The organism is Kitasatospora sp. NPDC004614, assembly GCF_042873675.1.
Classification (GTDB): Bacteria; Actinomycetota; Actinomycetes; order Streptomycetales; family Streptomycetaceae; genus Kitasatospora.
This window is the reverse complement of record NZ_JBIALR010000006.1, coordinates 291,480-314,128: the sequence shown is the minus strand read 5'-3', so window position 1 is coordinate 314,128 and position 22,649 is coordinate 291,480. Positions and strand designations below refer to the sequence as shown.

Genomic DNA, 22,649 nt, shown 5'->3' with positions numbered 1-22,649 from the left:
GGGTGCGAGCTCGGGCGAAGCGGCCTTGGACAGGCATTGCCGGGTGTGTTCTGTCGCATCCCGACAATCCGGGTGCGGGTCGGGCGTGGGGAACGCCCGGCCGGTGATGGCCGTTGCCCCGGGGGTGCTCCGGAGAGTCCGGGCACCGTTTTCGAGCGAGCCGATCGGAGCGGACGCGATGAGTGGTGCACTCCCTGGCCGGGCGGGCCGCCGGGCGCTGGTGGCGGCGGCGGCACTGACGGTGGCGGGTGCTGCGGCGTGGGCGCTGCGGGAGCTGCCGGCCCAGTTCGGGCGCCGGCCGGACCCGTTGGACCCGCGGGTGCGGGTGTCTCCGCAGTACCGGGACGGGGTGTTCCACAACGCGCCCTCGCAGGTGTCGCCGGGCGTTCCGGGCAGCCCGGACGCGGCGACGCTGCGCCGGATGCTGTTCGAGAAGGACGGGCGGGTGCCGGCCGGTCCGGTGCCGCTGGCGGTGCCGGTGCAGCCGGCCGCGGCCTCCCAGGAGGTGGCGGTGACGTGGTACGGCCACGCCTCGGCGCTGCTGGAGCTGGACGGCTGCCGGGTGCTGGTGGACCCGATGTGGTCGGACCGCTGCTCGCCGTCCCACCTGGCGGGCCCGAAGCGGCTGCACCCGGTGCCGGTGGAGCTGGCGTCGCTGCCGCAGGTGGACGCGGTGCTGATCTCGCACGACCACTACGACCATCTGGACATGGCGACGGTGCGCCGCCTGGTGGAGCTCCAGTCGGCGCCGTTCGCGGTGCCGCTGGGCATCGGCGGGCACCTGCGCCGCTGGGGTGTGCCGGAGCACCGGATCATCGAGCTGGACTGGGACGAGACGTGCACGCTCGGCGAGTTGACGCTGACGCTGACCGCCGCGCACCACTTCTCCGGCCGTGGTTTCACCCGCAACACCACGCTGTGGGGTTCGTGGGTGGTGGCGGGGCCGGAGCGGCGGGTGTTCTTCACCGGCGACTCCGGCTACTTCGAGGGTTTCGCCCGGATCGGCGAGCAGCACGGCCCGTTCGACGCCGCGCTGATGGCGATCGGCGCGTACGACGACGCCTGGGCGGACATCCACCTGAGCCCGGAGGACGCGGTCCGGGCGCATCTGGAGCTGCGCGGCGGTCTGCTGCTGCCGGTGCACTGGTGCACGTTCAACCTGGCGCCGCACCGCTGGGCGGAGCCGGTGGAGCGGCTGTTGGCGGAGGCGAAGGCGCAGGGCGTGCCGCTGGCGGTGCCGCGTCCGGGGCAGCGGGTCGAGGTGTCCGATCCGCCGGAGCTGGACGGCTGGTGGGAGGCGCTGTCCTGACCCGGAACTGACTGGGCGTCAGGGCGGTTCGGCGAATATTTGCTGGCAGAACGCCCTGCGGCCGGGGATGATGCGAGCGGGTGTGCCCTCGACCCGGGGGCGGCCCGCCGCACCTGACCCTCGACCCAGGGAGCCCGATGCCCCCCTCCGCGATGGACCCTCAGTTCCTCTCGTACCCGTTGCGCCCGCTGGCGGACGCGGCCCTGTCCCGGGCCCGGCAGTTGGGCGTCTCGCACGCCGATTTCCGGCTGGAGCGGGTCCGTTCGGCGTCCTGGCGGCTGCGTGACGCCCGGCCGTCCGGGTCGTCGGACACCGTGCAGCTGGGCTTCGCCGTCCGCGTCCTGCTGGACGGCGCCTGGGGCTTCGCCGCGGGCGTGGACCTGACGCCCGCCTCGGCGGCGGCGGTTGCCGAGCAGGCGGTGGCGGTGGCCCGGCTGGCGGGCGGGATCAGCCGGGCGGCGGGCTCGGACGAGCGGGTGGAGCTGGCCCCGGAGCCGGTGTACCCCGACGTGGAGTGGGTCTCCGCGTACGAGGTGAACCCGTTCGAGGTGCCGGACGCGGAGAAGACCGGCCTGCTGGCCGAGTGGTCCTCCCGGCTGCTGGCGGCGGACGGCGTCTCGCACGTGTCGGCGACGGTGCTGACGGTGCAGGAGAACAAGTTCTACGCGGACACCGCGGGCACCGTGACGACCCAGCAGCGGGTGCGCCTGCACCCGTGGCTGGAGGCCACCAGCGTGGACGAGCGCACGGGCGCGTTCGACTCGATGCGCACCATCGCGCCACCGGCCGGGCGCGGTTGGGAGTACCTGCGGGGCAGGGGCTGGGACTGGGACGCCGAACTGGCCGAGCTGCCCGAGCTGCTGGCGCAGAAGATGCGCGCGCCGAGCGTCACCGCGGGCCGCTACGACCTGGTGATCGACCCGTCCAACCTGTGGCTGACCATCCACGAGTCGATCGGCCACGCCACCGAGCTGGACCGCGCGCTGGGCTACGAGGCCGCCTATGCGGGCACCTCGTTCGCCACCTTCGACCAGCTCGGCAGCCTGAAGTACGGCTCCGAGCTGATGCACGTCACGGGCGACCGGACGGCCGAGAACGGCCTGGCCACCATCGGGTACGATGACGAGGGCGTGGCCACCCAGTCCTGGGACCTGATCCGCGACGGCGTCCTGGTCGGATACCAACTCGACCGTCCGATGGCCAAGTTGAAGGGTTTCGAGCGCTCCAACGGCTGCGCCTACGCGGACTCCCCGGCGCACGTGCCGGTGCAGCGGATGGCCAACGTCTCGCTCCAGCCCGCCGCCGACGGCCCCGACACCGCCGGCCTGATCTCCCAGGTGGAGAACGGCCTGTTCATCGTCGGCGACCGCTCCTGGTCGATCGACATGCAGCGCTACAACTTCCAGTTCACCGGGCAGCGCGCCTACGCCATCCGGGGCGGCGAACTCGCCGGGCAGGTCAAGGACTTCGCCTACCAGGCCACCACCACCGACTTCTGGGGCTCGATGAGCGCCGTCGGCGGCCCGCAGACGTACGTGCTCGGCGGGGCCTTCAACTGCGGCAAGGCCCAGCCGGGCCAGGTCGCCGCGGTCAGCCACGGCTGCCCGTCCGCGCTGTTCCGTCAGGTCAACGTGCTCAACACCCAGCAGGAGGCGGGTCACTGATGTCCCTCACGCACCCCCACGAGCTGGTGGAACGCGCCCTCGAACTGTCCCGCGCCGACGGCTGCGTGGTGATCGCCGACGAGGAGTCCACCGCCAACCTGCGCTGGGCCGGCAACGCGCTCACCACCAACGGCGTCACCCGCGGCCGGCGGCTCACCGTGATCTCCACCGTGAACGGCGCGCAGGGCACCGCCGCCGGCGTGGTCGCCCAGGAGGCCGTCACGCTCGACGAGGTCGAGCAGCTGGTGCGCGCCTCCGAGGCCGCCGCCCGGGCCGCCGAACCCGCCGAGGACGCCCAACCGCTGATCACCGCCCGACCGGCCGACCCGCGCTTCACCGAGGCCCCGCAGGTCACCGACATCGGCGTGTTCGACGCGTTCGCGCCCGCCCTCGGCGAGGCCTTCGGCCGCGCCCGCGCCAATGGCGAGCTGCTGTACGGCTTCGCCCGGCACGAGATGGTCTCCTCCTACCTGGGCAGCTCCACCGGCCTGCGGCTGCGCCACGACCAGCCCACCGGCACCGTCGAGCTGAACGCCAAGACCGCCGACCTGACCGGCTCCGCCTGGGCCGGCGCCGCCACCCAGGACTTCACGGACGTCGACGTCACCGCCCTGCACACCGACCTGACCCGCCGCCTCGGCTGGGGCCGCAAGAAGATCGACCTGCCGGCCGGCCGCTACGAGACGCTGCTGTCGCCGTCCGCCGTCGCCGACCTGCTGGTCTACATGTCCTGGTCGTCCGGCGCGCGGGACGCCGTCGAGGGCCGCTCGGTGTTCTCCAAGCCCGGCGGAGGCACCCGGATCGGCGAGCAGCTCAGCCCGCTGCCGCTCACCCTGCGCTCCGACCCGGCCGAACCCGGTATCCAGGCCGCCCCGTTCGTGCTCACCCACTCCTCCGGCGAGAACGACTCGGTGTTCGACAACGGCGCGCCGCTGACCGGCACCGACTGGCTGCGCGACGGCAAGCTCACCCACCTGCTGACCACCCGCCACTCCGCGGGCCTGGCCGGCCTCCCGCTCACCCCGCCGATCGACAACCTGGTGCTGGAGACCTCCGCGCCCGACGCGCCGACGCTGGAGGAGATGGTCGCCAGCACCGAGCGCGGCCTGCTGCTCACCTGCCTCTGGTACATCCGCGAGGTCGACCCGGCCACCCTGCTGCTCACCGGCCTCACCCGGGACGGCGTCTACCTGGTCGAGAACGGCGAAGTGGTCGGCGCGGTCAACAACTTCCGCTTCAACGAGTCCCCGGTCGACCTGCTCGGCCGGATCACCGAGGCCGGCCGCACCGAACGCTGCCTGCCCCGCGAGTGGGGCGACTGGTTCACCCGGGCCGCGATGCCGCCGGTGCGCGTGCCCGACTTCAACATGAGCTCGGTCAGTCAGGCCTCCTGACCGGCCGGCCGAACCCCTGGGGGGATCCCGATGGACGAAAAGCACACCGTCAAGACGTCGAAGATGCTCAGCCGCATCCTGCGACACGACCCGGGCGCCATCGGGGTCACCCTGGACGCGGCGGGCTGGGTGGAGATCGACACCCTGCTCGCCGCGCTCGGCCGGCACGGCCGGCGGCTCAGCCGCGCCCAGCTCGACCACGTGGTCGCCACCAACAACAAGCGCCGCTTCGCCTACTCCGAGGACGGCCGCTCCATCCGGGCCAGCCAGGGCCACACCGTCGACGTCGACCTCGGCCTGCCCGCCACCACCCCGCCCGACGTGCTGTTCCACGGCACCGCCGAGCGCAACCTCCCGTACATCCTGGCCGAGGGCCTGCGCCCGATGGCCCGGCAGGACGTCCACCTCTCCGCCGACACCGGGACGGCCGTCAAGGTCGGCTCCCGGCACGGCCGCCCCGTGGTGCTGGAGGTCGATGCGGCGGCGATGGCCGCCGCCGGCCACGAATTCCGGGTGTCTGCGAACGGTGTCTGGCTCACCGACGCCGTACCCGTCCAGTACCTGCGCCGCACCGCCTGACCACCGGACGGACCCCACGTGGGTCCGTCCGGCATCAGCGGGGTTACCGTGGACGACCGTAGGGAGCCCGGAACCGATGGATGGATGGACCCATGCGCAAGAGCGCGGACGACGACCAGGTCTTCCGGATCACCGGTGCCCGCAGCAGCCTCAGCGAGGACGTCCGGGGCCGGCAGCGCCGCTACGTGATCTCCATGCTGATCCGCACCGTGTGCGTCCTGCTCGCCGTCATCCTCTGGGACGTCCAGCGCTGGCTCGCCTTCGCCGCGCTGGCCGGCGGCGTGCTGCTCCCGTACTTCGCGGTCCTGATCGCCAACGCGGGCCGCGAGCGCGCCCCCGGCCTGCCCTCGACGTTCGACTTCGCCCCCGACACCCAGCTGATGCTCGGCCCCGGCGGGACGGGCGGCGGCGGGGCGGCGGCCGCCGCCACCGAGAACCGGCCACAGGATTGAGAATCCCTCAATTCCGCTGTCCGATATGACCGTTCATGCGACGGTCTGACCGTCTGAAAGCTCAGACGATCCTCAAATTAATCACTGGACGGACGAGCTTCCGAGCCCGTTGCCGTGCCATACTTCCAGAGCGCTCCGCATCCCCCGTCGGAGCGACGGACCGACGCCGGGCAGCTCCCCCCGTGGCTGCCCGGCGTCGTCATGCCCGGGCATAGGATCGGACCCATGGACACCGCGCACCCCCTCTTCGGCACCCCCACCGGCCCCGAAAGCCCGGCCGGCCCCCCGAAGTGCTCCGCCAAGGGCTGCCGCGCACTCGCCACCTGGACCCTGCTGTGGAACAACCCCAAGCTCCACACCCCCGACCGCCGCAAAACCTGGCTGGCCTGCGACGAACACCGCGACTCCCTCAGCCAGTTCCTCGCCGTCCGGGGCTTCCTGAAGGACACCGAGCCCTTCTCCGCGTAACGCGCCGCCCGCTCCCCCGCACCCAGTAGCGTGGTCTGCGTTTCGGTGCTTGGGGGGATGCGGTGTCTCGTGGTGCAAGGCGAATGTCCCGGGCGGAGGCGCTGCGCCGCCGCGTCGACTCCCAGTTCGTCGGACGCCGGGCCCAACTCGCCCTGTTCGCCGACAACCTGCGCAAGAACCCCGACCCGGAGGCCGGGCCCGACCCCGCCGACTTCCTGTTCCACGTCCGGGGCGTCGGCGGCATCGGCAAGTCCACCCTGATCGCCCAGTGGCGGGAGACGGCCGGCCGGGCGGGCGGGCGCACCGCGCTGATCGACGACACCGACGTGCAGGGCGTCGACACCGCGCTGGCCGCGCTCGCCGCCCAACTCGCCTCGCCGGAGGCCCCGTTCAAGGACTTCGACAAGGCCCTGGAACAGTACCGGCGGGCCCAGGCCACCCCGGCCGACCTGCCTTCGCTGCCCGCCCGGGTGGTCGCCCACGCCGCTCTCGGCGCGGCCAACACCTTCGTTCCCGGCTCCGCCGCCTTCACCACCCCCGAGACCGTCGCCGAGAGCACCGACCGCCTGATCGCCGCCGTCCGCCGCCGCCGACCCACCGGCGACTCCGAACTCGCCACCCTCAGCCGGGCGTTCGTCACCGAACTCGCCCACCTCTGCGACCGCGAACCCGTCCCCTGGGTGGTGCTCTTCCTCGACACCTGGGAGATCACCGGCCGCCACCTGGACGGCTGGCTGCGCGAGTTGATCGACGGTACCTATGGCGATCTCCCGCTCGACGTGATCGTCGTGCTGGCCGGCCGCGACGAACTCGCCGAACGCGACTGGGCCCGCCTGCGCTCCGCCGTGGTGGACGTCGCCCTCGAAGCCTTCACCGAGCAGGAGGCCCGCGACCTGCTGGCGAGCCGCGGCGTGCACTCCCCCGACGCGATCGACGCCATCGTCCGGATGTCCCTCGGCCTGCCGCTGCTGCTGGCCCTGCTCGCGGGCACCGACCCGCACTCCGCCGAGGAGGTCGCCGACGCCGGAACGGACGCCGTCGACAAGGCAGTTCAGCGCTTCCTCCAGTGGATCCCCGAACCCGCCCTGCGCGAGACCGTCCTCGCCGCCGCCCTCCCGCCCCGCCTCGACCGCGACCTCTTCTGCCTCGCCGTGGACGACCCGACCGCCCCCGGCTGGGACTGGCTCCTCGACCAGCCCTTCGTCACCGCCCACGGCGACGCCCACCAGTACCACGCCGTCGTCCGCGCCAGCCTCCTGCGCCACCACCGCATCCGCGCCCCGCACGCCTGGCGAAGCGGGCACACCCGCCTCGCCCGGCACCACGCGGCTGCCTGCGAAGCCCTCCAGGCCGAGCTCCCGCCGTCCCGGCTCCGCAGCAACGCCCGCTGGCTCCGCCACCTCCTCGACGAGACCTACCACCTGCTCTGCGCCGCCCCGACCACCCAGCTGCCGCCGGCGCTCCACCGCCTCGCGGAGGCCGCCGACCACTCCCCCGACTCTCTCACCGCCTGGGCCGAACTCCTCACCCTGGCCGCCCGCGACACCGCCGACGCCGACCTCACCCGCTGGTCCGAGCTGCTGCACACCGCCCTCACCACCCCCGACCCGGCCGAGACCGTTCTCACCGCCCTGGCCGCCCCCGGCCTGCCCGCCCGCCTCCGGGCCCGGGCGCTGACCGGGCAGGGCCACCGGTCGATCCAGCAGAACGAGGACCCCGCGGCGCTCGTCCTGCTGGACCAGGCCCTGCTGCTCGCCCCCGACCTGCTGCCCGCACTGATCCAGCGCGGCCGCGTGCGCTGCTACCTCGGCCACCGCGACCTGGCACTGGCCGACCTGGACGCGGCGCTCGCCCGCACCCCGTTCGCCGCCGAGGTGCTCGCGGCCCGCGAGCACCCGGACCGCCTGGCGGCCGCCGTCTCCGACCGCGCGACGACCGTGGCCACCAGGCAGGAACACTCCGACGCGTTCTACTACCGGGGCTGGGTCCTGCGCCTGGTCGGCCGGCTGGACGAGGCGCTGGCCGACCTCGACGCCGCGGTGGTCCTCGACCCGGAGGACAGTTGGGCACTGTCCGAACGCGGCCAGGTGCACCACACGGCAGGCCGGTTCGACCGCGCGATCGCCGACTTCACCGCCGCCCTCGCCCTCGAACCCGAGCACGGCTCGGCCCTGATCCGCCGAGGCCTGGCCCAAGGCGCGGCGCACCGGATCGACCTCGCCATCGGCGACTTCGACGCCGCCCTCGCCCTCGATCCCTTCAACGCCTGGGCCCTGTGCGAACGCGGCATCGCCCACCGACTCGCCGACCGCCCGGAACAGGCGATCAGCGACTTCACCGCCGCGCTCTCCGTCAACCCCGGCTACGTCTGGGCCCTGGGCGAACGCGGCAAGACGCACTACCAATCAGGCCGGCTCTCCCACGCGGTCGCCGACCTGGACGCCGCCCTCGCGCTCGACCCGGACAACCCCGTCGTTCTGCGCGACCGCGGCGAGGCGCACAGCCGGGCGGGACGGTACGGCCAGGCCGTCGCCGATTTCACCTCCGCCATCGCCCTCAACCCCAACGACTTCATCGCCCTGGTCTGGCGAGGCCGCACCCACTGCCGGGAGGGCCGTCTCGACCTGGCCCTCGCCGACCTCGACGCGGCGCTCGCCATCAACCCCGCCGATCCCTGGGCCCACTTCTACCGCGGCGAGATCCATCAGGACGCGACCCGCCACCCGGAGGCGATCGCCAACTTCAGCGCCGCCGTCGCCATCGACCCGCAGCACATCTGGGCGCTGCTGCACCGCGCGAAGTCGCACCGGCGAACCGGCTGCCCCGACCAGGCGTCCGCCGACCTCGACGCCGCCCTCGCCATCGACCCCGGCTTCCACTGGGCCCTCCTCGAACGCGCCCACCTGCACCAACAGACCGGCCGCCACGACTTGGCCCTCACCGACTTCGACGCCGCCCTCACCATCGAGCCCGACTCCCCCTGGCTGCTGCGCGACCGCGCCGAACTCCACCGGCGTGCGGGCCGCCTCGACGCAGCCGTCACCGATCTCAGGGCGTCCCTCGCACTCTCCCCCTACGAGATCGGCACCCACTGCGCACTCGTCGCGGTGCTCCGCCGGCAGGGCAAGTGGCAACCCGCCCGGGAAGCCCTGGACCAGGCCGCCCGGCTGGAACCGACCGCCCCCGGCGTGCTCCGCGAAGAGGCCGTCACGCAGCTGTACGAGCACGGCCGCGAGGCCTCCACCCCGGCCTGGGACGCGCTGCTGGCCGCAGTCCCCCCCACCCTCGCGGCCTCCCGGGCGGCCCTGGCGGTGCTGCACGCGGTGGCAGTCCAGGACGGCGAGCTCGGCCCCCCGATAGCCGAGTTCCTCGCCGTCCCGAACGCCCCCGACACCCACGACACCCTCCGCGAATACCTCCACGAACTGACCACCTCCCCCGCCGCCGCCCGCGCCGCCACCGCACTCGGCCTGCTCGGTCAGGCACCCTAATTCGCTGGCGGCCGCCACCGGGCGGCAGTCATCCTCACCCCATGGCCGATCGAGCAAACTTCGTCGTGGTCCGCGAGAGCGGCGAGCACGAGCTGTACCTGTCCCGCTTCGGCGCCGTGTGGCTCGACGTCGACCTGCTGGCGGGGCCCGAGGCGACCCTCGCGATGGTCGAGGGGCTGCGGGTGACCGATTGGTGGCTGGACGACGTGATCTGCATGGGCGCGGCGCTGATCGATCTGGGCCGGAAGGTACTGCTGCTGTTCGCCTGGGAGGGCCCGAGCACCGAACTCCGCCACCGTGCCGCCACGTTGGAGCTGCTGCGGGAGGCGTGGGCGGGCTGGGAGGTGCGCTGGCTGTACGACGGGAACGCGGAGGTGCGGGCCTACCTGGGCCTGGACCCGGAGTTCGTCCGGGATCGCGAACGCACCATCTGGCCCGTTGCGTTGCTGGAACCCGACGACGAGGACCTTGCCCACCCGGCGCCGCTGGCCGCGGTGGTGACGGTCGGCTCCGACCAGTGCTTCATGGTGGCGCACGTCGACGACCATCCGATCGGCGAGGGGGCCGCACTGCTCAACTGGCTGGCGGGCGCCCCCGAGCACGGGGTGTGCCGGGTGGCGGCCGATGCGGGGGTGCACATCGATCCGGCGCGGCGCCGGGTGGGCTGGTGGACGCTGGCGGCGACTGCGGAGGCGTACGAGATGCCGAAGCGGTGGCCGGGGTGGACAGTCGAGTTCTGGCAGGACCGCTGGGAGGAGCACGTCCGGTTGGCCGGCCACCGGTTCCAGCCACCCGCCGTCGAACCCGAGTTGGCACGGGAAGAGGTTCGCGAAGCCGTCGGGGAACGGCGCCGAATGACGGCACGTCAGGCGGTGCGCCTACAGTGAGGTCCGTGAATGATCTTCCCGCGCCCGGCGCGGCATCCGGCCGCCACGCGGTCGAGAACCTGATCGCCCGGTACGCCGAGCTGGTGGACGACGGGGACTTCGCCGGCCTCGGCGCCCTCCTCGCGGACGCCGCCTTCACCGGCAGCGGCGACCCGGTGCGCGGGCGGGACGCGATCGAGCGGATGTTCCGGGGCATGCTGATCGTGTACGCCGACGGCACCCCGCGCACCCAGCACGTGACCACCAACCTCGCCGTCGAGGTCGACGAGGAGGCGGGTACGGCGTCGGCCCGCTCCTACGTCACGGTGTTCCAGTCGCTCCCGGAGCTGCCGTTGCAGGCCATCGTCTGCGGCCGGTACCACGACCGCTTCGAGCGCCGCGACGGGCAGTGGCGGTTCGTGGAGCGGCGCTTCCGCGCCACGCTGGTCGGCGACGTGAGCCGCCACCTCCGAAGCTAACCGCCGATCGCCGACATCGGCCGTTCGGGCTGGAGGAACTCCGGAGCGTCGATGCCCGCGCCGGCCTTCTTGCCCCACATCGCCGCCCGCCACAGCTCGGCCAGCTCCGCGTCGCTCGCGCCCGCCCGCAGCGCGCCACGCAGGTCGGTCTCGCCGGTCGCGAAGAGGCAGTTGCGGACCTGGCCGTCGGCGGTGAGCCGGGTGCGGTCGCAGGCGCGGCAGAACGGGCGGGTGACGGAGGCGATGACGCCGACCGTCGCGGGACCGCCGTCGACCAGCCAGCGCTCGGCGGGGGCCGCGCCGCGCACCGAGGACGGTTCGGGAGTCAACGAAAAACGCGTGCGCAGCAGGGCGAGGATCTCCTCGGCGGTGACCATCTGCGAGCGGTCCCAGCCGTGTTGGGCGTCCAGCGGCATCTGTTCGATGAACCGCAGCTGGTAGCGGTGCTCGATCGCCCAGGCGAGCAGGTCGGCGGCCTCGTGGTCGTTGACGCCGCGCATCAGGACGGCGTTGAGCTTGACCGGCCGCAGCCCGGCGGCCTCGGCGGCGAGCAGCCCGTCCAGGACGTCCTGGTGGCGGCGGCGGCGCGTCAGCTTCGCGAAGGTGTCGGGGTTCAGGGTGTCGATCGAGACGTTGACCCGGTCGACTCCGGCGTCCCGCAAGGCGGTTGCCACCCGGGCGAGGCCGATGCCGTTGGTGGTGAGGGAGATCTCGGGGCGGGGCTCCAGCTCGGCACACGCGGCGATGATGGAGACCAGCCCGGGCCGCAGCAGCGGTTCGCCGCCGGTGAAGCGGACTTCGCGGACGCCGAGGGTCCCGACGGCGAGTCCGATCAGCCGGACGATCTCCTCGTCGGTGAGCAGGTCGGACTTTCCGAGCCAGTCCAGGCCCTCTTCGGGCATGCAGTAGGTGCAGCGCAGGTTGCACCGGTCGGTGAGGGAGACCCGCAGGTCGACGGCCTGTCGACCGTAGGTGTCGAGGAGCATCCCGGTCCCGCCCTTCCTCGAAGAGCCGCACCGGCCCGGCCGCCACCCAGCGGCCGGGCCAGCTTAACCGGGCGCGGGACACGACCTAGTCCGCGCCCAGCCCGGTGAGTGAACGGACTTCCAGTTCGGCGTACTTCGCGGGGTCGGCCTGCTCGCGGGCCAGCCAGGTGCCGATCGCGCCGGCCAGGAAGCCGACCGGGATGGAGATCAAGCCGGGGTTCTCCAGCGGGAACCAGTGGAAGTCGCTGTGCGGGAAGAGCGAGGTCTTGGGGTTGCCTGAGACCACCGGCGAGAAGATCACCAGGGTGACGGAGGTGATCAGGCCCGCGTAGGTGGCGGAGACCGCGCCGACGGTGTTGAACCGCTTCCAGAACAGCGAGTACAGCAGCGTGGGCAGGTTGGCCGAGGCGGCGACCGCGAAGGCCAGCGCGACCAGGGCGGCGGCGTTCAGCTTGTCGGCGAAGATCGACAGCACGATGGCGATGGCGCCGATCGCGACGGCGGCGAGCTTGGCGCTGGCCACCTCCTCCTTCTCGCTCGCCTTCCCGCGCCGGATCACGTTGGCCCAGAGGTCGTGGGCGAAGGACGAGGAGGAGGCCAGGGTGAGTCCGGCGACCACGGCGAGGATGGTGGCGAAGGCGACGGCGGAGATCACCGCGAGCAGCACGGCACCGCCGGTGGAGCCGGCCCCGCCGCCGAGTTGTTCGGCGAGCAGCGGGGCGGCGGTGTTGCCGGCCGCGTTGGAGGCCTTGATGGTCTTGGGGCCGACCAGGGCGGCGGCGCCGAAGCCGAGGGCGAGCGTCATCAGGTAGAAGACGCCGATGATGCCGATCGCCCAGAGCACGGACTTCCGGGCGGCTTTCGCGGTGGGGACGGTGTAGAAGCGGACCAGGATGTGCGGCAGTCCGGCGGTACCGAGGACGAGGGCGATGCCGAGGCTGAGGAAGTCGAGTTTGGTGGTGCCGGTGACGCCGTATTTGAGTCCCGGTTCGAGGAAGGCGTGGCCCTTGCCGCTGGCGTCGGCGGCGGCGCCGAGCAGGCCGGACAGGTTGAAGTGGTACTTGGCCAGCACCATGAAGGTCATCGTCGCGGCGCCGGCGATCAGCAGCACGGCTTTGACGATCTGCACCCAGGTGGTGCCCTTCATGCCGCCGACGGTCACGTAGACCACCATCAGCGCGCCGACCGCCACGATGGTCCAGCGTTTGGCGCCGTCGCCGCTGACGCCGAGCAGCAGGGCGACCAGGGTGCCGGCGCCGACCATCTGGGCGAGCAGGTAGAAGATCGACACCACGATGGTGGAGATGCCGGCGGCGGTGCGCACGGGCCGCTGGCGCATCCGGAAGGCGAGCGCGTCGGCCATGGTGTAGCGGCCGGAGTTGCGCAGCGGTTCGGCGACCAGCAGCAGCGCGACCAGCCAGGCGACCAGGAAGCCGATGGAGTAGAGGAAGCCGTCGTAGCCGTACAGCGCGATGAGTCCGGCGATACCGAGGAAGGACGCGGCGGACATGTAGTCACCGGAGATCGCCAGGCCGTTCTGGAAGCCGGTGAAGGCACGGCCGCCGGCGTAGAAGTCGGCGGCGTCCTTGGTCTGGCGTCCGGCCCACAGCGTGATGCCGAGGGTGACGATCACGAAGACCCCGAACAGCGACATGATCAGGGTGCGGTGCTCGCTCGCGGAGCCGGCCAGCTGGATCATTCGGCACTCTCCCCGACGACAGCGGCGGTGGCGCGGTCGCGTATGGCGGCGGCGGCCGGGTCGAGCCGGCGGCCGGCGTGGCGGGCGTACCAGGCGGCGATGGCGAAGGTGCTGGCGAACTGGAGCAGGCCGAGCACCAGGGCCAGGTTGATGTTGCCGGCCACCTTGGTGTTCATCAGCCCGGGCGCGTAGCAGGAGAGCAGGACGTACAGCAGGTACCAGAGGACGAATCCGGCCGTGACGGGGAAGGCGAAGTTCCGGAAGGAGCTGCGCAGTTGGCCGAACTCCGGTGATTCCTCGATGCGGGTGAACGGTTCCGGGACGGTGTCGTGCGGGGGTGTCACGGCGGTGCCTCCTGACGTCTTCGGTGCGACGGACGATCGGATGGGCATGGGTCGTGTCGTGCGGAGTGCGGAGTGCGGAGCATGGTAGATCCGGGGTGCGGCCGCGAGAAGATCCCGTGCACGATCCGGTCGAAATCTGACCGGAACGCAGGACCGGGGCGGCCCGTCTCGGCCGCCCCGGTCTGACAATCAGTCAATCAACGCCCGCTGAGAAGGCGCAGAGAAAGGCTCAGAAGGCGATGCGCACCTTCAGCGCCGTCCGCTCGTCCATCGCCCGGTAACCCTCGGGCACCCCGTCCAGGTCCACCGTCCGGTCGAACACGATGCCCGGGTCGATCGCCCCGGACAGCACGTCGGGCAGCAGCTCGGGGATGTACGCCCGGGCGGGCGCGACGCCGCCGCGCACCGAGACGTTCCGGTTGAACATCTGGCCGATGTCCACGCCCGCGCTGCCGCCGTGCGGCACGCCGACGTAGCCGACCGCGCCGCCGTCGCGGGCGATCGAGATGGCGGTGCGCATCGACTCCTCGGTGCCGACGGCCTCCAGCACGGCATGCGCGCCGAAACCGCCGGTCAGCTCGCGCACCGCCTCGATCGCCGCCTCGCCGCGCTCCGGCACCACGTCGGTGGCGCCGAAGGTGCGGGCGATCGCGGTGCGGCCCTCGTGGCGGCCGAGCGCGATGATCCGGCCGGCGCCGAGCCGGTGCGCGGCCAGCACGCCGCACAGGCCGACCGCGCCGTCGCCGACCACCGCGACGGTCGCGCCGGGCCGCACGCCCGCCGACACCGCGGCGTGGTGCCCGGTCGCCATCACGTCGGACAGCGCCAGCAGGGCCGGCAGCAGCTTCTCGTCGCCGGCGGCCTCCTTGGGCAGCTTCACCAGCGTGCCGTCCGCGAACGGCACCCGGACCGCCTCGCCCTGCCCGCCGTCCGAGCCGGGGATGCCCCAGAACCCGCCGTGCGGGCAGGAGGTCTGCAGGCCCTCGCGGCAGTACTCGCACACGCCGTCCGACCAGACGAACGGGGCCACCACCAGGTCGCCGACTGTGAGATCGCGCACCTCGGAACCGACCTCCTCGACGAAGCCGAGGAACTCGTGCCCGATCCGCTGCCCGGCCTGGCGCTTGGCCACACCGCGGTACGCCCACAGGTCGCTGCCGCAGATGCAGGCGTTCAGCACCCGCACCACGGCGTCGGTGGGCCGCTGGATCCGGGGGTCGGGCACCTCCTCGATCCGGATGTCCTGGGGGCCGTGGATCACGGTGGCGCGCATGAGGGTTGTCCTTCGTTGCAGAGGTCGGGTGCCTGGTTCGCACCCACTTGCCACTCTAGAACGGCCGTCCGGGCGACCGTTCCGGCCTGAGCCGTCCCCCGTTCCCCGTAAAGTGGTGCGCTATGTACGCGCCATTCCCCACCTCGCCGCTCCCGGCACAGCGCACCGGCCCCGGCGGGGACGCCGGGCGCGGCTTCGCGGTGGTCGACGTGGAGACCACCGGACTCGGGCGCTCGGACCGGGTGATCTCGGCGGGCATCTACCAGCTCGACCCGGACGGTGAGGTCACCGACCACTGGTACACCCTGGTCAACCCGGAGCGGGATCCCGGCCCGGTCTGGATCCACGGCCTGACCAGCGAGGTCCTGGAGGGCGCGCCGACCTTCCCGGAGGTCGCCGACGAGTTCGCCGAGCGGCTGCGCGACCGGGTGATGGTCGCGCACAACGCGCTGTTCGACTGGAACATGATCTCCCGCGAGTTCTCCCGGGCCGGCCTGCGTGCCCCCGTCGAGCAGCGGCTGTGCACCATGGTGCTGGCCCGCGACCTGCGGCTGCCCCTGCCGAACGGCAAACTCTCCTCGCTGGCCGCCCACTTCGGGGTCAGCCAGCGCCAGGCACACCACGCGCTGGACGACGCCCGGGTGCTCGCCGAGGTGTTCCGCCCCTCGCTGGCGCTGGCCCGCAGCGGCGGGGTGCCGCTGCCGCTGACCACCTGCGTGGCCGTCACCGACCTCGGCGAGAGCGCCCCGGCCGGGCCGTCCCGCGGCTCCTGGAGCAGCTCGTACCGGCCCTCCCGCAAGCGCCCGGCCTGCCCGTACCCGAACCCGGGGCGCTGGGTGGACGGCTCGCCGCTGATGCAGGGCATGCGGGTGGCGATCACCGGCGACACCGCCACCGATCGTGAACTGCTGGAGGACCGGATGATCGAGGCGGGCCTGCACATCGCCTCCTCGGTGAGCCGGCTCACCAGCCTGCTGGTCACCAACGAGCCCACCTCGTGGAGCGGCAAGGCCCGCAAGGCCCGCGAGTACGGCACCCCGGTGGTCGGTGAGGACGCGTTCCTGCAGCTGCTGCGGGAGGTCGCGCCGCACCCCGGTGCGTGACGCGACGGTAAGGAGGATTAGCGTGCCGGGTGTGTACCGATTCCTGCTGTCCGCGCGCTGGGCGGTCATCGTCCTGCTGGCGCTGGTGCTGATCCCGACCATGATCCGGTTGGGTTTCTGGCAGTACCACCGCCACGAGGCGCGGGTGGCCCGCAACGACCTGGTGGCCCGGAACCTGGGCAGCCCGCCGGTCGCCTTCGACTCGCTGTCCTCGCCGGGCTGGTCGGTCCCGGGCGGCGAGGTGTGGCGCACCGTCACCGCGCAGGGGCACTACGACACCGCGCACGAGGTGGTCATCCGCGGCCGCACCGAGCCGGGCGGCAGCTCCATCGGCTACTTCGTGATCACCCCGCTGGTGCTGGCCGACGGCAAGGGCTCGGTGCTGGTCAACCGCGGCTGGGTGGAGTCCGGCGCGGGCGCCGCCGACTTCCCCGCCGTGCCCGCCCCGCCGGACGGCGACGTGACGGTGACCGGGCGGCTGCGCGCCGACGAGACCTACGCCAAGGTGGGCCTGAAGAACCGCGGCGGCCTGCCCGACCGGATGTACAAGGTGATCAACACCGAGGAGCAGGCCAAGTTCTCCGGCACCACCGTGCTCGGCGGCTACCTGGAGCTGGCTTCCTCCCAGCCCGCCGCCGGCGCCTCCCCCACCCTGCTCACCGAGCCCGGCCACACCGACATCGGCCCGCACATGGCGTACGCCATCCAGTGGTGGCTGTTCACCACGCTGATCCCGACCGGCCTGGTCGTGCTGGCCCGCCGCGAGGCCAAGCAGCACGCGGCGAAGCCGGTGGCGGCCGAGGACGAACTGGTCGGCGCCGCCGGCTGATCAGCTCAGGACCTACCAGCTGAGCGGCGGCGGGTCGAGCCGTTGCTCGGCCCAGATGGTCTTGCCGCTGCGGGTGTAGCGGCTGCCCCAGCGTTCGGTGAGCTGGGCGACCAGGTACAGGCCGCGTCCGCCCTCGTCGGTGAGCCGGGCCCGGCGCATCCGCGGCTGGGTGGCGCTCGGGTCGGACACCTCGCAGGTCAGCACCGAGGAGCGGATCAGGCGCACCATGACCGGCCCGCCCGCGTACCGGATCGCGTTGGTGACGAGTTCGCTGAGTACCAGTTCGGTGGTGAACACCAGCTCGCCGAGACCCCACTGCTCCAGGGTGCGGCTGGCCGACTCGCGCACCCCGGCGACCGCCGCCGGGTCGGCCTCGATGGTCCAGGCGGCGGTGTCCTCGGCCGGCACCGGGTGCAGCCGGGCCAGCAGCAGCGTGACGTCGTCGCTCTGCCCGGCGGTGGCCATCTCGGCGACGATCGCCCGCCCGGCGGCGGCCAGGTCGCCGCGCAGGTCGGCCTCGCGGAGCTGGGTGGCGAGCTGGTCCATGCCCTCGTCGACGTCGCCGCCGTTGCCGCCCTCGATCAGCCCGTCGGTGTACAGCGCCAGCACGCTGCCGGCCCGCGGCGCGCACTCGGCGGTCTCGAACGGCAGCCCGCCGACGCCCAGCGGCGGCCCCGGGCTGACCGGCAGGTACTCGACCTGCCCGTCGGGGTGGACCAGCGCGGGCGGCGGGTGCCCGGCACTGGCGGCCTGGCAGAGCCCGGCCACCGGGTCGTAGACGACGTACACGCAGGTCGCCCCGGACGGGTCGGCGACGCCGCGTTCGCGTTCCTCCTCGCTGCCCTCGACGACCAGCTGGGAGACCAGGTCGTCCAGGTGCACCAGCAGTTCGTCGGGTTCCAGGTCCAGGTCGGCGAGGGTGCGGACGGCGGTGCGCAGCCGGCCCATGGTGGCGCTGGCCTGGAGTCCGTGGCCGACCACGTCGCCGGCCACCAGGGCGACCCGGGCGGAGGAGAGCGGGATGACGTCGAACCAGTCGCCGCCGACGCCGGTCGCGGTGTCGGTGGGCCGGTAGACGCTGGCGGTGGTGGCGGCGGGCACGGTGGTCTCGGCGGGCGGCAGCAGGCTGCGCTGGAGTCCGACGGCGGCCCGGTGCTCACGGGTGTAGCGGCGGGCGTTGTCCAGGGCGAGCGAGGACCGGGCGGCGATCTCCCGGAGCAGCTCCAGGTCCTCGCGCTGGTAGGCGCCCTCGGCGGGGTCGCGGTGGACGGTGACCCGGCCGAGCGGGCCGCTGCGGGCCTGTAGCGGGGCGCTCATCGACGGCGGTTCCGGGGTCGACGCGAGCGGGGCGCCGAGCACCTCCCGGCCCAGCGGACCGAGCGGCCGGCCGTCGGTGCGCGGCGGCCCGGCGGTGGCGGTGCGGCGGACGGCGAGCCGGCCTTCGGTGTCGGGCTGCGGTTCGTCGCCGGTGAACACGGCCTCGGCGATGTCCACCTCGACGCGGTCGCCGAGCCCGGGGACCAGCACCCCGGCCAGGTCCTCGGCGGTGCCGGCCACCGACAGCGAGCTGCCGACGGCGGCGGTGGCCCGGTGCAGCACGTCGGCCCGCCGCCGGTACCGGTACACCTCGGTGACGTCGCCGAACAGCGCGGTCACGCCGATCACCTTGCCGTCCAGGGCCTGCAGCCGGAACGCCTGGATCTCCATCACCACCGCGCTGCGGGGGTCGTCCAGCGGGCGGATCCGCAGCGCGGTGCGCACCACCGGCTCCCCGGTGGTGACCACGTGCCGCAGCAGCGCCTCGGCGGCGTCGGCGTCCTCGGGCTGCAGGTAGTCGTGCAGCTTGGAGCCGGTCAGACCGTCGGGCAGGCCGGTGTAGGGCAGTAGGTGGCTGTTGGTGCGCAGCAGCCGCAGGTCGGTGTCGAACACGGCGAGGCCGAGCTGGTCCTGCAGGAACAGCTCCCGGGTGAACGCCTCGTCCTGGCGCCGCTGGGCGACCGTGTCGGCGGGGGTGGCCAGCACCAGGGCGCGTACCTCGCTGCCCTCGCCGGCCAGCGGCAGCACCTGGTACGAGACCTCCAGCGGAACCCCGGAGCCGGTGCGCAGCCGTACCTCGCCGGACCCGCGGTCGAGCAGGCGCTCCTCGCTCTCGTCGGCGAGCAGCTCGCGGGCGGGGCGGCCGGTGACCTGGGCCGCGTCCAGCGCGAGCAGCTGCTCGGCGGCGGCGGTCCACCCGACGACGCGACCGTCGCCGTCGACCAGGGCGGCCGCGACGCCGTCGATGTTCGGCAACCGCCTACTTTCCATGCGCAGCACCTCGGGTGGGTGGTCCGGTCCTCCCCATCTTCGGACGGTTCCCGGCCGCGCGCCATTGACACCCGTCGCGGTACCCGGTGACCGCAGCTGGCCGATACGCACCCGTTGACGGCCCGCATTGGTCCAGTCCACATTGGCGGATGCCGTTGTCCTGATCCGCTCTTCCCCCCTCTGGAGCGCACCGTCATGACGCACCGCACCCTCCGCATCCGGGCCGCCGCCACCGCCCTCTGCCTCGGCGCCGCCGCCCTCGCGCTGCTCCCCGCCCCGGCCGGCGCCGCCCCGTCCCCGTTGGCCGGCGACACCGTCAAGGTCTCCACCGGCAAGGAACTCCAGGCCGCGCTGAACGCCGCCGTCCCCGGCCGGACCATCCAGCTCGCCGACGGCACCTACACCGGCAACTTCAAGATCACCGCCGCGGGCACCGCCGCCGCCCGGATCACCCTCACCGGCTCCCCGCGCGCCGTCCTCACCACCCCCACCGGCGGCGGCTACGGCCTGTCGCTGAACGGCGCCCCCTACTGGACCGTCCAGGGACTCACCGTCACGGGCGCGCAGAAGGGCATCGTGCTGGACGCCTCCGACTGGGTGGTGCTCGACGGCGTCACCGTCCACCACACCACCATGGAGGGCGTGCACTTCCGCACCTCCTCCAGCCACGGCGTGCTGCGCGGCTCCACCGTCCACGACACCGGCACCGCCCACGACGGCAAGGGCGAAGGCGTGTACGTCGGAACCGCCAACACCCTCACCGACCGCAGCGACTACGTGCAGATCCTCAACAACGTGATCGGCCCGAACATCGGCGGCGAGAACATCGACCTCAAGGAGGGCACCACCGGCGGCCTGATCTCCGGCAACCGCTTCGACGGCAACGGCCTGACCGGCGTCAACTACGACGACTCCTGGGTCGACGTGAAGGGCAACGGCTACGTCATCGAGAACAACACCGGCGTCCGCACCGTGAACGACGGCTACCAGACCCACAGCCAGCTCCCCGGCTGGGGCTGCGGCACCGTGTTCCGCAACAACCACTCCGACCTCACCGGCGCGACCGGCCGCAACCCCGCCAAGTACGCGATCGACGTCACGAACTACGACCGGACCGGCTGCCCCGTCACCGTCACCGCCGACAACACCGTCACCGGCCCCGCCGCCCTGGTCAACCCCGGCATCCCGGTGGGCTGACCCTCCCTCACCCCGCCAGGACGACCGGTCAGAATGGTCGGTATGGATCTCGGACTCAAGGACAAGGTGTACGTGGTCACCGGCTCGACCCGGGGACTCGGCCACGCCACCGCCGCACAGCTGATCGCCGAGGGCGCCCGCGTCGTCGTCACCGGCCGCACCGAAGAATCGGTCGCCGCCGCGGCCCACGCCCTCGGCGACCACGCGTACGGCGTGGTCGCCGACAACGCCGACCCGGCCACCCCGGGGCGTCTGATCGACGCCGCGACCAGCCGCTTCGGCGGCTTCGACGGCATGCTGATCAGCGTCGGCGGCCCCGCCGCCGGGCCGGTCGCCACCGCCAGCGACGAAGCCTGGGGCGCGGCGTTCGACTCCGTCTTCCTCGGCGCCATCCGCCTGGCCCGCGCCGCCGCCGAACGCCTCCCCTCCGGCGGCGTCATCGCCTTCGTCCTGTCCACCTCCGTCCGCCAGCCGATCCCCGGCCTCGGCATCTCCAACGGCCTGCGCCCCGGCCTCGCCATGGCCGCCAAGACCCTCGCCGACGAACTCGGCCCCCGCGGCATCCGGGTCCTCGGCCTCCTCCCCGGCCGCATCGACACCGACCGCGTCCGCGAACTCGACTCCCTCACCCCCGACCCCGCCGCCGCCCGCGAAGCCGCCACCGTCAACATCCCCCTCCGCCGCTACGGCACCCCGGCGGAATTCGGCCGCACCGCGGCGTTCCTGCTCTCCCCGGCCGCGTCCTACCTGACGGGCGTGATGGTGCCGGTGGACGGCGGCGCGACGCGGGGCCTGTAGGGCGAGAGGGAGTGACTGCCAGCAAGGTCGCGCCCCAGGTGCAAGTCATTGCCCTGGGGCGCGATCTTGCCGGTGGCAGCCTTCCACCCCGCGCAGTTCCCCACGCCCACGGTTGCGCTCCCTCAGCCGGCAAACGCCTGCCCGTGCCGGTGGCGACGGAAGGCCGGTTGGGCGAGGGCGAGGGCCACGGTGACGGCGATGGTGAGGCCGGCGACGGGGAAGAACGGGGCGGGGCCGATGCGGTGGACGATCAGACCGGCGGCGGCGACCGAGATGGGGAAGGAGCCGGTGACGGCGAGCATCACCATGCTCATCACCCGGCCCAGCAGGCGGGTGGGCGTCCAGGTCTGAAGCATCGTCACGGCGACGATGTTCTGCCAGCCGCTGGCCACGCTGTAGACGGCTATGCACGCGCCCGCGCCGATCGCGCCGCCCGCGTACGGGACGCCGGCCAGGCCGATGCCCATCACCACCGCGAGCAGCGCGAACAGGCGGGCGGGCTGCTGGGTGGCCGGGGCCTTCGCGGCGATTGCCGAGCCGACCAGGGAGCCGATGCTGAGCACCGTCAGCAGGATGCCGTAGTCCGCGGCGCCGAGCGAGCCGTGTGCCCAGTCGGGGAGGGCGACCTCCATGGTGCCGTTGAAGGCGAGGTTGCAGACCAGGGCGACGACCATCACCACGTGCAGCAGCCGGCCGCGCCGCAGCACGTCGGCGAACCCTGGGCCGTCCGTCTCCGCCTCCGACGGGCTGCCCTCGGCAACTGGATCGGCCTTGCGGGGCCGCAGGCCCAGCAGCACGGCGGCGGAGAGCAGGAAGGACCCGGCATCGACGGCGAGCGCCGGGGTCGATCCCCACAGCGCGACCAGAATGCCGCCGATGGACGGGCCGAGCACGCCGCCGAACTGGTTGGCCATCGAGGACAGAGCGTTGCCGCGGCCGAGCTGTTCGGCCGGGAGCAGGGCGGGCAGCAGGGTGTACGAGGCGGGCAGGAACAGCCCGGAGCCGGCCCCCAACACCACGGCCAGCGGCGCGAGTTGGAGCAGTCCGGGCTCGCCCGCCGCAGCGACCGCGGCGAGCGCGCCGATCGCGAGGGCCCGGACGACGTCCGCGCCGAGCATGATGCGGCGGCCCCCGTAGCGGTCGGCGAGGATGCCGCCGAGCGGAATGGTCGCCACCCGGGCGATGCCGTAGCACGCCAGCACAGTGCCGAGTTGGGCCGTCCCGCCGCGGCCGCCCAGCACCAGCCAGGGCAGCGCGACGGCGTAGCAGTAGTCCCCCACCATCGACGCGAACTGCCCGACCACCAGCAGCCGGAACCCCGGCACCGCCAGCGGCCCGTTCCGCCACCCCCGCATTTGCTGCCCCCGCACGCATACGACCGACTCACGAACAGTCAGTCACCGTACTGCCG

19 protein-coding genes are annotated in these 22,649 nt (G+C 73.1%); 13 read left to right on the top strand and 6 right to left on the bottom strand.

The genetic code is table 11. From position 1 onward, the window contains the following. Positions 1-178 precede the first annotated feature (178 nt). From ACFYST_RS16880 to ACFYST_RS16840, 9 genes are all read left to right on the top strand, one after another. Positions 179-1,309, top strand: a complete 1,131-nt coding sequence (locus ACFYST_RS16880) for an MBL fold metallo-hydrolase (RefSeq protein WP_387646041.1) — start codon at positions 179-181, stop codon at positions 1,307-1,309. Between the two features lie 137 nt (positions 1,310-1,446). Beyond that, positions 1,447-2,973 carry a TldD/PmbA family protein gene (locus ACFYST_RS16875; RefSeq protein WP_387863014.1) on the top strand — a complete coding sequence of 509 codons (1,527 nt, stop codon included), beginning with the start codon at positions 1,447-1,449 and terminating at the stop codon, positions 2,971-2,973. Beyond that, entirely contained in the window at positions 2,973-4,367 is a 1,395-nt protein-coding gene (locus ACFYST_RS16870; protein WP_387646047.1) for a metallopeptidase TldD-related protein, read from the top strand. The genes ACFYST_RS16875 and ACFYST_RS16870 overlap by 1 nt, the downstream gene beginning before the upstream one ends. A gap of 30 nt (positions 4,368-4,397) precedes the next feature. Continuing rightward, complete coding sequence (locus ACFYST_RS16865) at positions 4,398-4,946, top strand: RNA 2'-phosphotransferase (RefSeq protein ID WP_387863011.1); 549 nt, start codon at positions 4,398-4,400, stop codon at positions 4,944-4,946. Positions 4,947-5,038: 92 nt separating this feature from the next. Then, a complete protein-coding gene (locus ACFYST_RS16860; protein ID WP_387646051.1) occupies positions 5,039-5,398 on the top strand; it encodes a DUF3099 domain-containing protein in 360 nt (119 codons plus the stop codon). Positions 5,399-5,623: 225 nt separating this feature from the next. Beyond that, entirely contained in the window at positions 5,624-5,866 is a 243-nt protein-coding gene (locus ACFYST_RS16855; RefSeq protein WP_387863009.1) for a hypothetical protein, read from the top strand. Between the two features lie 83 nt (positions 5,867-5,949). Continuing rightward, positions 5,950-9,357 carry a tetratricopeptide repeat protein gene (locus ACFYST_RS16850; protein WP_387863006.1) on the top strand — a complete coding sequence of 1,136 codons (3,408 nt, stop codon included), beginning with the start codon at positions 5,950-5,952 and terminating at the stop codon, positions 9,355-9,357. Between the two features lie 41 nt (positions 9,358-9,398). Then, the gene (locus ACFYST_RS16845) at positions 9,399-10,244 is read left to right on the top strand and encodes a hypothetical protein (RefSeq protein WP_387863003.1); all 846 of its coding nucleotides are present in this window, start codon (positions 9,399-9,401) and stop codon (positions 10,242-10,244) included. Positions 10,245-10,249: 5 nt separating this feature from the next. After that, positions 10,250-10,702 carry a nuclear transport factor 2 family protein gene (locus ACFYST_RS16840; RefSeq protein ID WP_387863001.1) on the top strand — a complete coding sequence of 151 codons (453 nt, stop codon included), beginning with the start codon at positions 10,250-10,252 and terminating at the stop codon, positions 10,700-10,702. On the opposite strand, the gene moaA is transcribed toward ACFYST_RS16840, so the two are convergent. From moaA to ACFYST_RS16820, 4 genes are all read right to left on the bottom strand, one after another. Continuing rightward, entirely contained in the window at positions 10,699-11,688 is a 990-nt protein-coding gene (gene moaA / locus ACFYST_RS16835) for a GTP 3',8-cyclase MoaA (RefSeq protein ID WP_387863000.1), read from the bottom strand. The two genes, ACFYST_RS16840 and moaA, sit on opposite strands and share 4 nt — an antisense overlap. An 85-nt stretch (positions 11,689-11,773) precedes the next feature. Continuing rightward, positions 11,774-13,387, bottom strand: a complete 1,614-nt coding sequence (locus tag ACFYST_RS16830) for a cation acetate symporter (protein WP_387646062.1) — start codon at positions 13,385-13,387, stop codon at positions 11,774-11,776. After that, positions 13,384-13,779, bottom strand: a complete 396-nt coding sequence (locus ACFYST_RS16825) for a DUF485 domain-containing protein (protein WP_387646064.1) — start codon at positions 13,777-13,779, stop codon at positions 13,384-13,386. The genes ACFYST_RS16830 and ACFYST_RS16825 overlap by 4 nt, the downstream gene beginning before the upstream one ends. Positions 13,780-13,960: 181 nt before the next feature. Further along, the gene (locus tag ACFYST_RS16820) at positions 13,961-15,004 is read right to left on the bottom strand and encodes a zinc-dependent alcohol dehydrogenase family protein (protein ID WP_387862997.1); all 1,044 of its coding nucleotides are present in this window, start codon (positions 15,002-15,004) and stop codon (positions 13,961-13,963) included. Positions 15,005-15,126: 122 nt separating this feature from the next. Here ACFYST_RS16820 and ACFYST_RS16815 point away from each other — a divergent pair, with 122 nt between their 5' ends. Beyond that, positions 15,127-16,107 (top strand): DEDDh family exonuclease, encoded by a 981-nt coding sequence (locus ACFYST_RS16815; protein WP_387646067.1) that lies wholly within the window; start codon positions 15,127-15,129, stop codon positions 16,105-16,107. Positions 16,108-16,129: 22 nt separating this feature from the next. Then, positions 16,130-16,936, top strand: a complete 807-nt coding sequence (locus ACFYST_RS16810) for an SURF1 family protein (RefSeq protein ID WP_387646069.1) — start codon at positions 16,130-16,132, stop codon at positions 16,934-16,936. A 12-nt stretch (positions 16,937-16,948) separates the two neighbouring features. On the opposite strand, the gene ACFYST_RS16805 is transcribed toward ACFYST_RS16810, so the two are convergent. Continuing rightward, the gene (locus tag ACFYST_RS16805) at positions 16,949-19,228 is read right to left on the bottom strand and encodes a SpoIIE family protein phosphatase (RefSeq protein ID WP_387862994.1); all 2,280 of its coding nucleotides are present in this window, start codon (positions 19,226-19,228) and stop codon (positions 16,949-16,951) included. A gap of 210 nt (positions 19,229-19,438) precedes the next feature. On the opposite strand from ACFYST_RS16805, the gene ACFYST_RS16800 reads away from it, so the two are divergent. Together ACFYST_RS16800 and ACFYST_RS16795 are read left to right on the top strand one after the other, a co-directional pair. Further along, positions 19,439-20,440, top strand: coding sequence for a right-handed parallel beta-helix repeat-containing protein (locus tag ACFYST_RS16800; protein WP_387862992.1), 1,002 nt, complete (start codon positions 19,439-19,441; stop codon positions 20,438-20,440). 42 nt (positions 20,441-20,482) lie between these two features. Continuing rightward, positions 20,483-21,238 carry an SDR family oxidoreductase gene (locus tag ACFYST_RS16795; RefSeq protein ID WP_387862990.1) on the top strand — a complete coding sequence of 252 codons (756 nt, stop codon included), beginning with the start codon at positions 20,483-20,485 and terminating at the stop codon, positions 21,236-21,238. Positions 21,239-21,360: 122 nt separating this feature from the next. On the opposite strand, the gene ACFYST_RS16790 is transcribed toward ACFYST_RS16795, so the two are convergent. Further along, positions 21,361-22,593: an MFS transporter gene (locus ACFYST_RS16790; protein WP_387862987.1), complete on the bottom strand. Its 1,233-nt coding sequence runs from the start codon at positions 22,591-22,593 to the stop codon at positions 21,361-21,363. Between the last annotated feature and the right edge of the window lie 56 nt (positions 22,594-22,649).

Coding starts and splice junctions, on each gene's coding strand:
- ACFYST_RS16880 (WP_387646041.1), top strand. CDS start 179: ATGAGTGGTGCACTCCCTGGCCGGGCGGGCCGCCGGGCGCTGGTGGCG.
- ACFYST_RS16875 (WP_387863014.1), top strand. CDS start 1,447: ATGCCCCCCTCCGCGATGGACCCTCAGTTCCTCTCGTACCCGTTGCGC.
- ACFYST_RS16870 (WP_387646047.1), top strand. CDS start 2,973: ATGTCCCTCACGCACCCCCACGAGCTGGTGGAACGCGCCCTCGAACTG.
- ACFYST_RS16865 (WP_387863011.1), top strand. CDS start 4,398: ATGGACGAAAAGCACACCGTCAAGACGTCGAAGATGCTCAGCCGCATC.
- ACFYST_RS16860 (WP_387646051.1), top strand. CDS start 5,039: ATGCGCAAGAGCGCGGACGACGACCAGGTCTTCCGGATCACCGGTGCC.
- ACFYST_RS16855 (WP_387863009.1), top strand. CDS start 5,624: ATGGACACCGCGCACCCCCTCTTCGGCACCCCCACCGGCCCCGAAAGC.
- ACFYST_RS16850 (WP_387863006.1), top strand. CDS start 5,950: ATGTCCCGGGCGGAGGCGCTGCGCCGCCGCGTCGACTCCCAGTTCGTC.
- ACFYST_RS16845 (WP_387863003.1), top strand. CDS start 9,399: ATGGCCGATCGAGCAAACTTCGTCGTGGTCCGCGAGAGCGGCGAGCAC.
- moaA (WP_387863000.1), bottom strand. CDS start 11,688: ATGCTCCTCGACACCTACGGTCGACAGGCCGTCGACCTGCGGGTCTCC.
- ACFYST_RS16830 (WP_387646062.1), bottom strand. CDS start 13,387: ATGATCCAGCTGGCCGGCTCCGCGAGCGAGCACCGCACCCTGATCATG.
- ACFYST_RS16825 (WP_387646064.1), bottom strand. CDS start 13,779: ATGCCCATCCGATCGTCCGTCGCACCGAAGACGTCAGGAGGCACCGCC.
- ACFYST_RS16820 (WP_387862997.1), bottom strand. CDS start 15,004: ATGCGCGCCACCGTGATCCACGGCCCCCAGGACATCCGGATCGAGGAG.
- ACFYST_RS16815 (WP_387646067.1), top strand. CDS start 15,127: ATGTACGCGCCATTCCCCACCTCGCCGCTCCCGGCACAGCGCACCGGC.
- ACFYST_RS16800 (WP_387862992.1), top strand. CDS start 19,439: ATGACGCACCGCACCCTCCGCATCCGGGCCGCCGCCACCGCCCTCTGC.
- ACFYST_RS16795 (WP_387862990.1), top strand. CDS start 20,483: ATGGATCTCGGACTCAAGGACAAGGTGTACGTGGTCACCGGCTCGACC.
- ACFYST_RS16790 (WP_387862987.1), bottom strand. CDS start 22,593: ATGCGGGGGTGGCGGAACGGGCCGCTGGCGGTGCCGGGGTTCCGGCTG.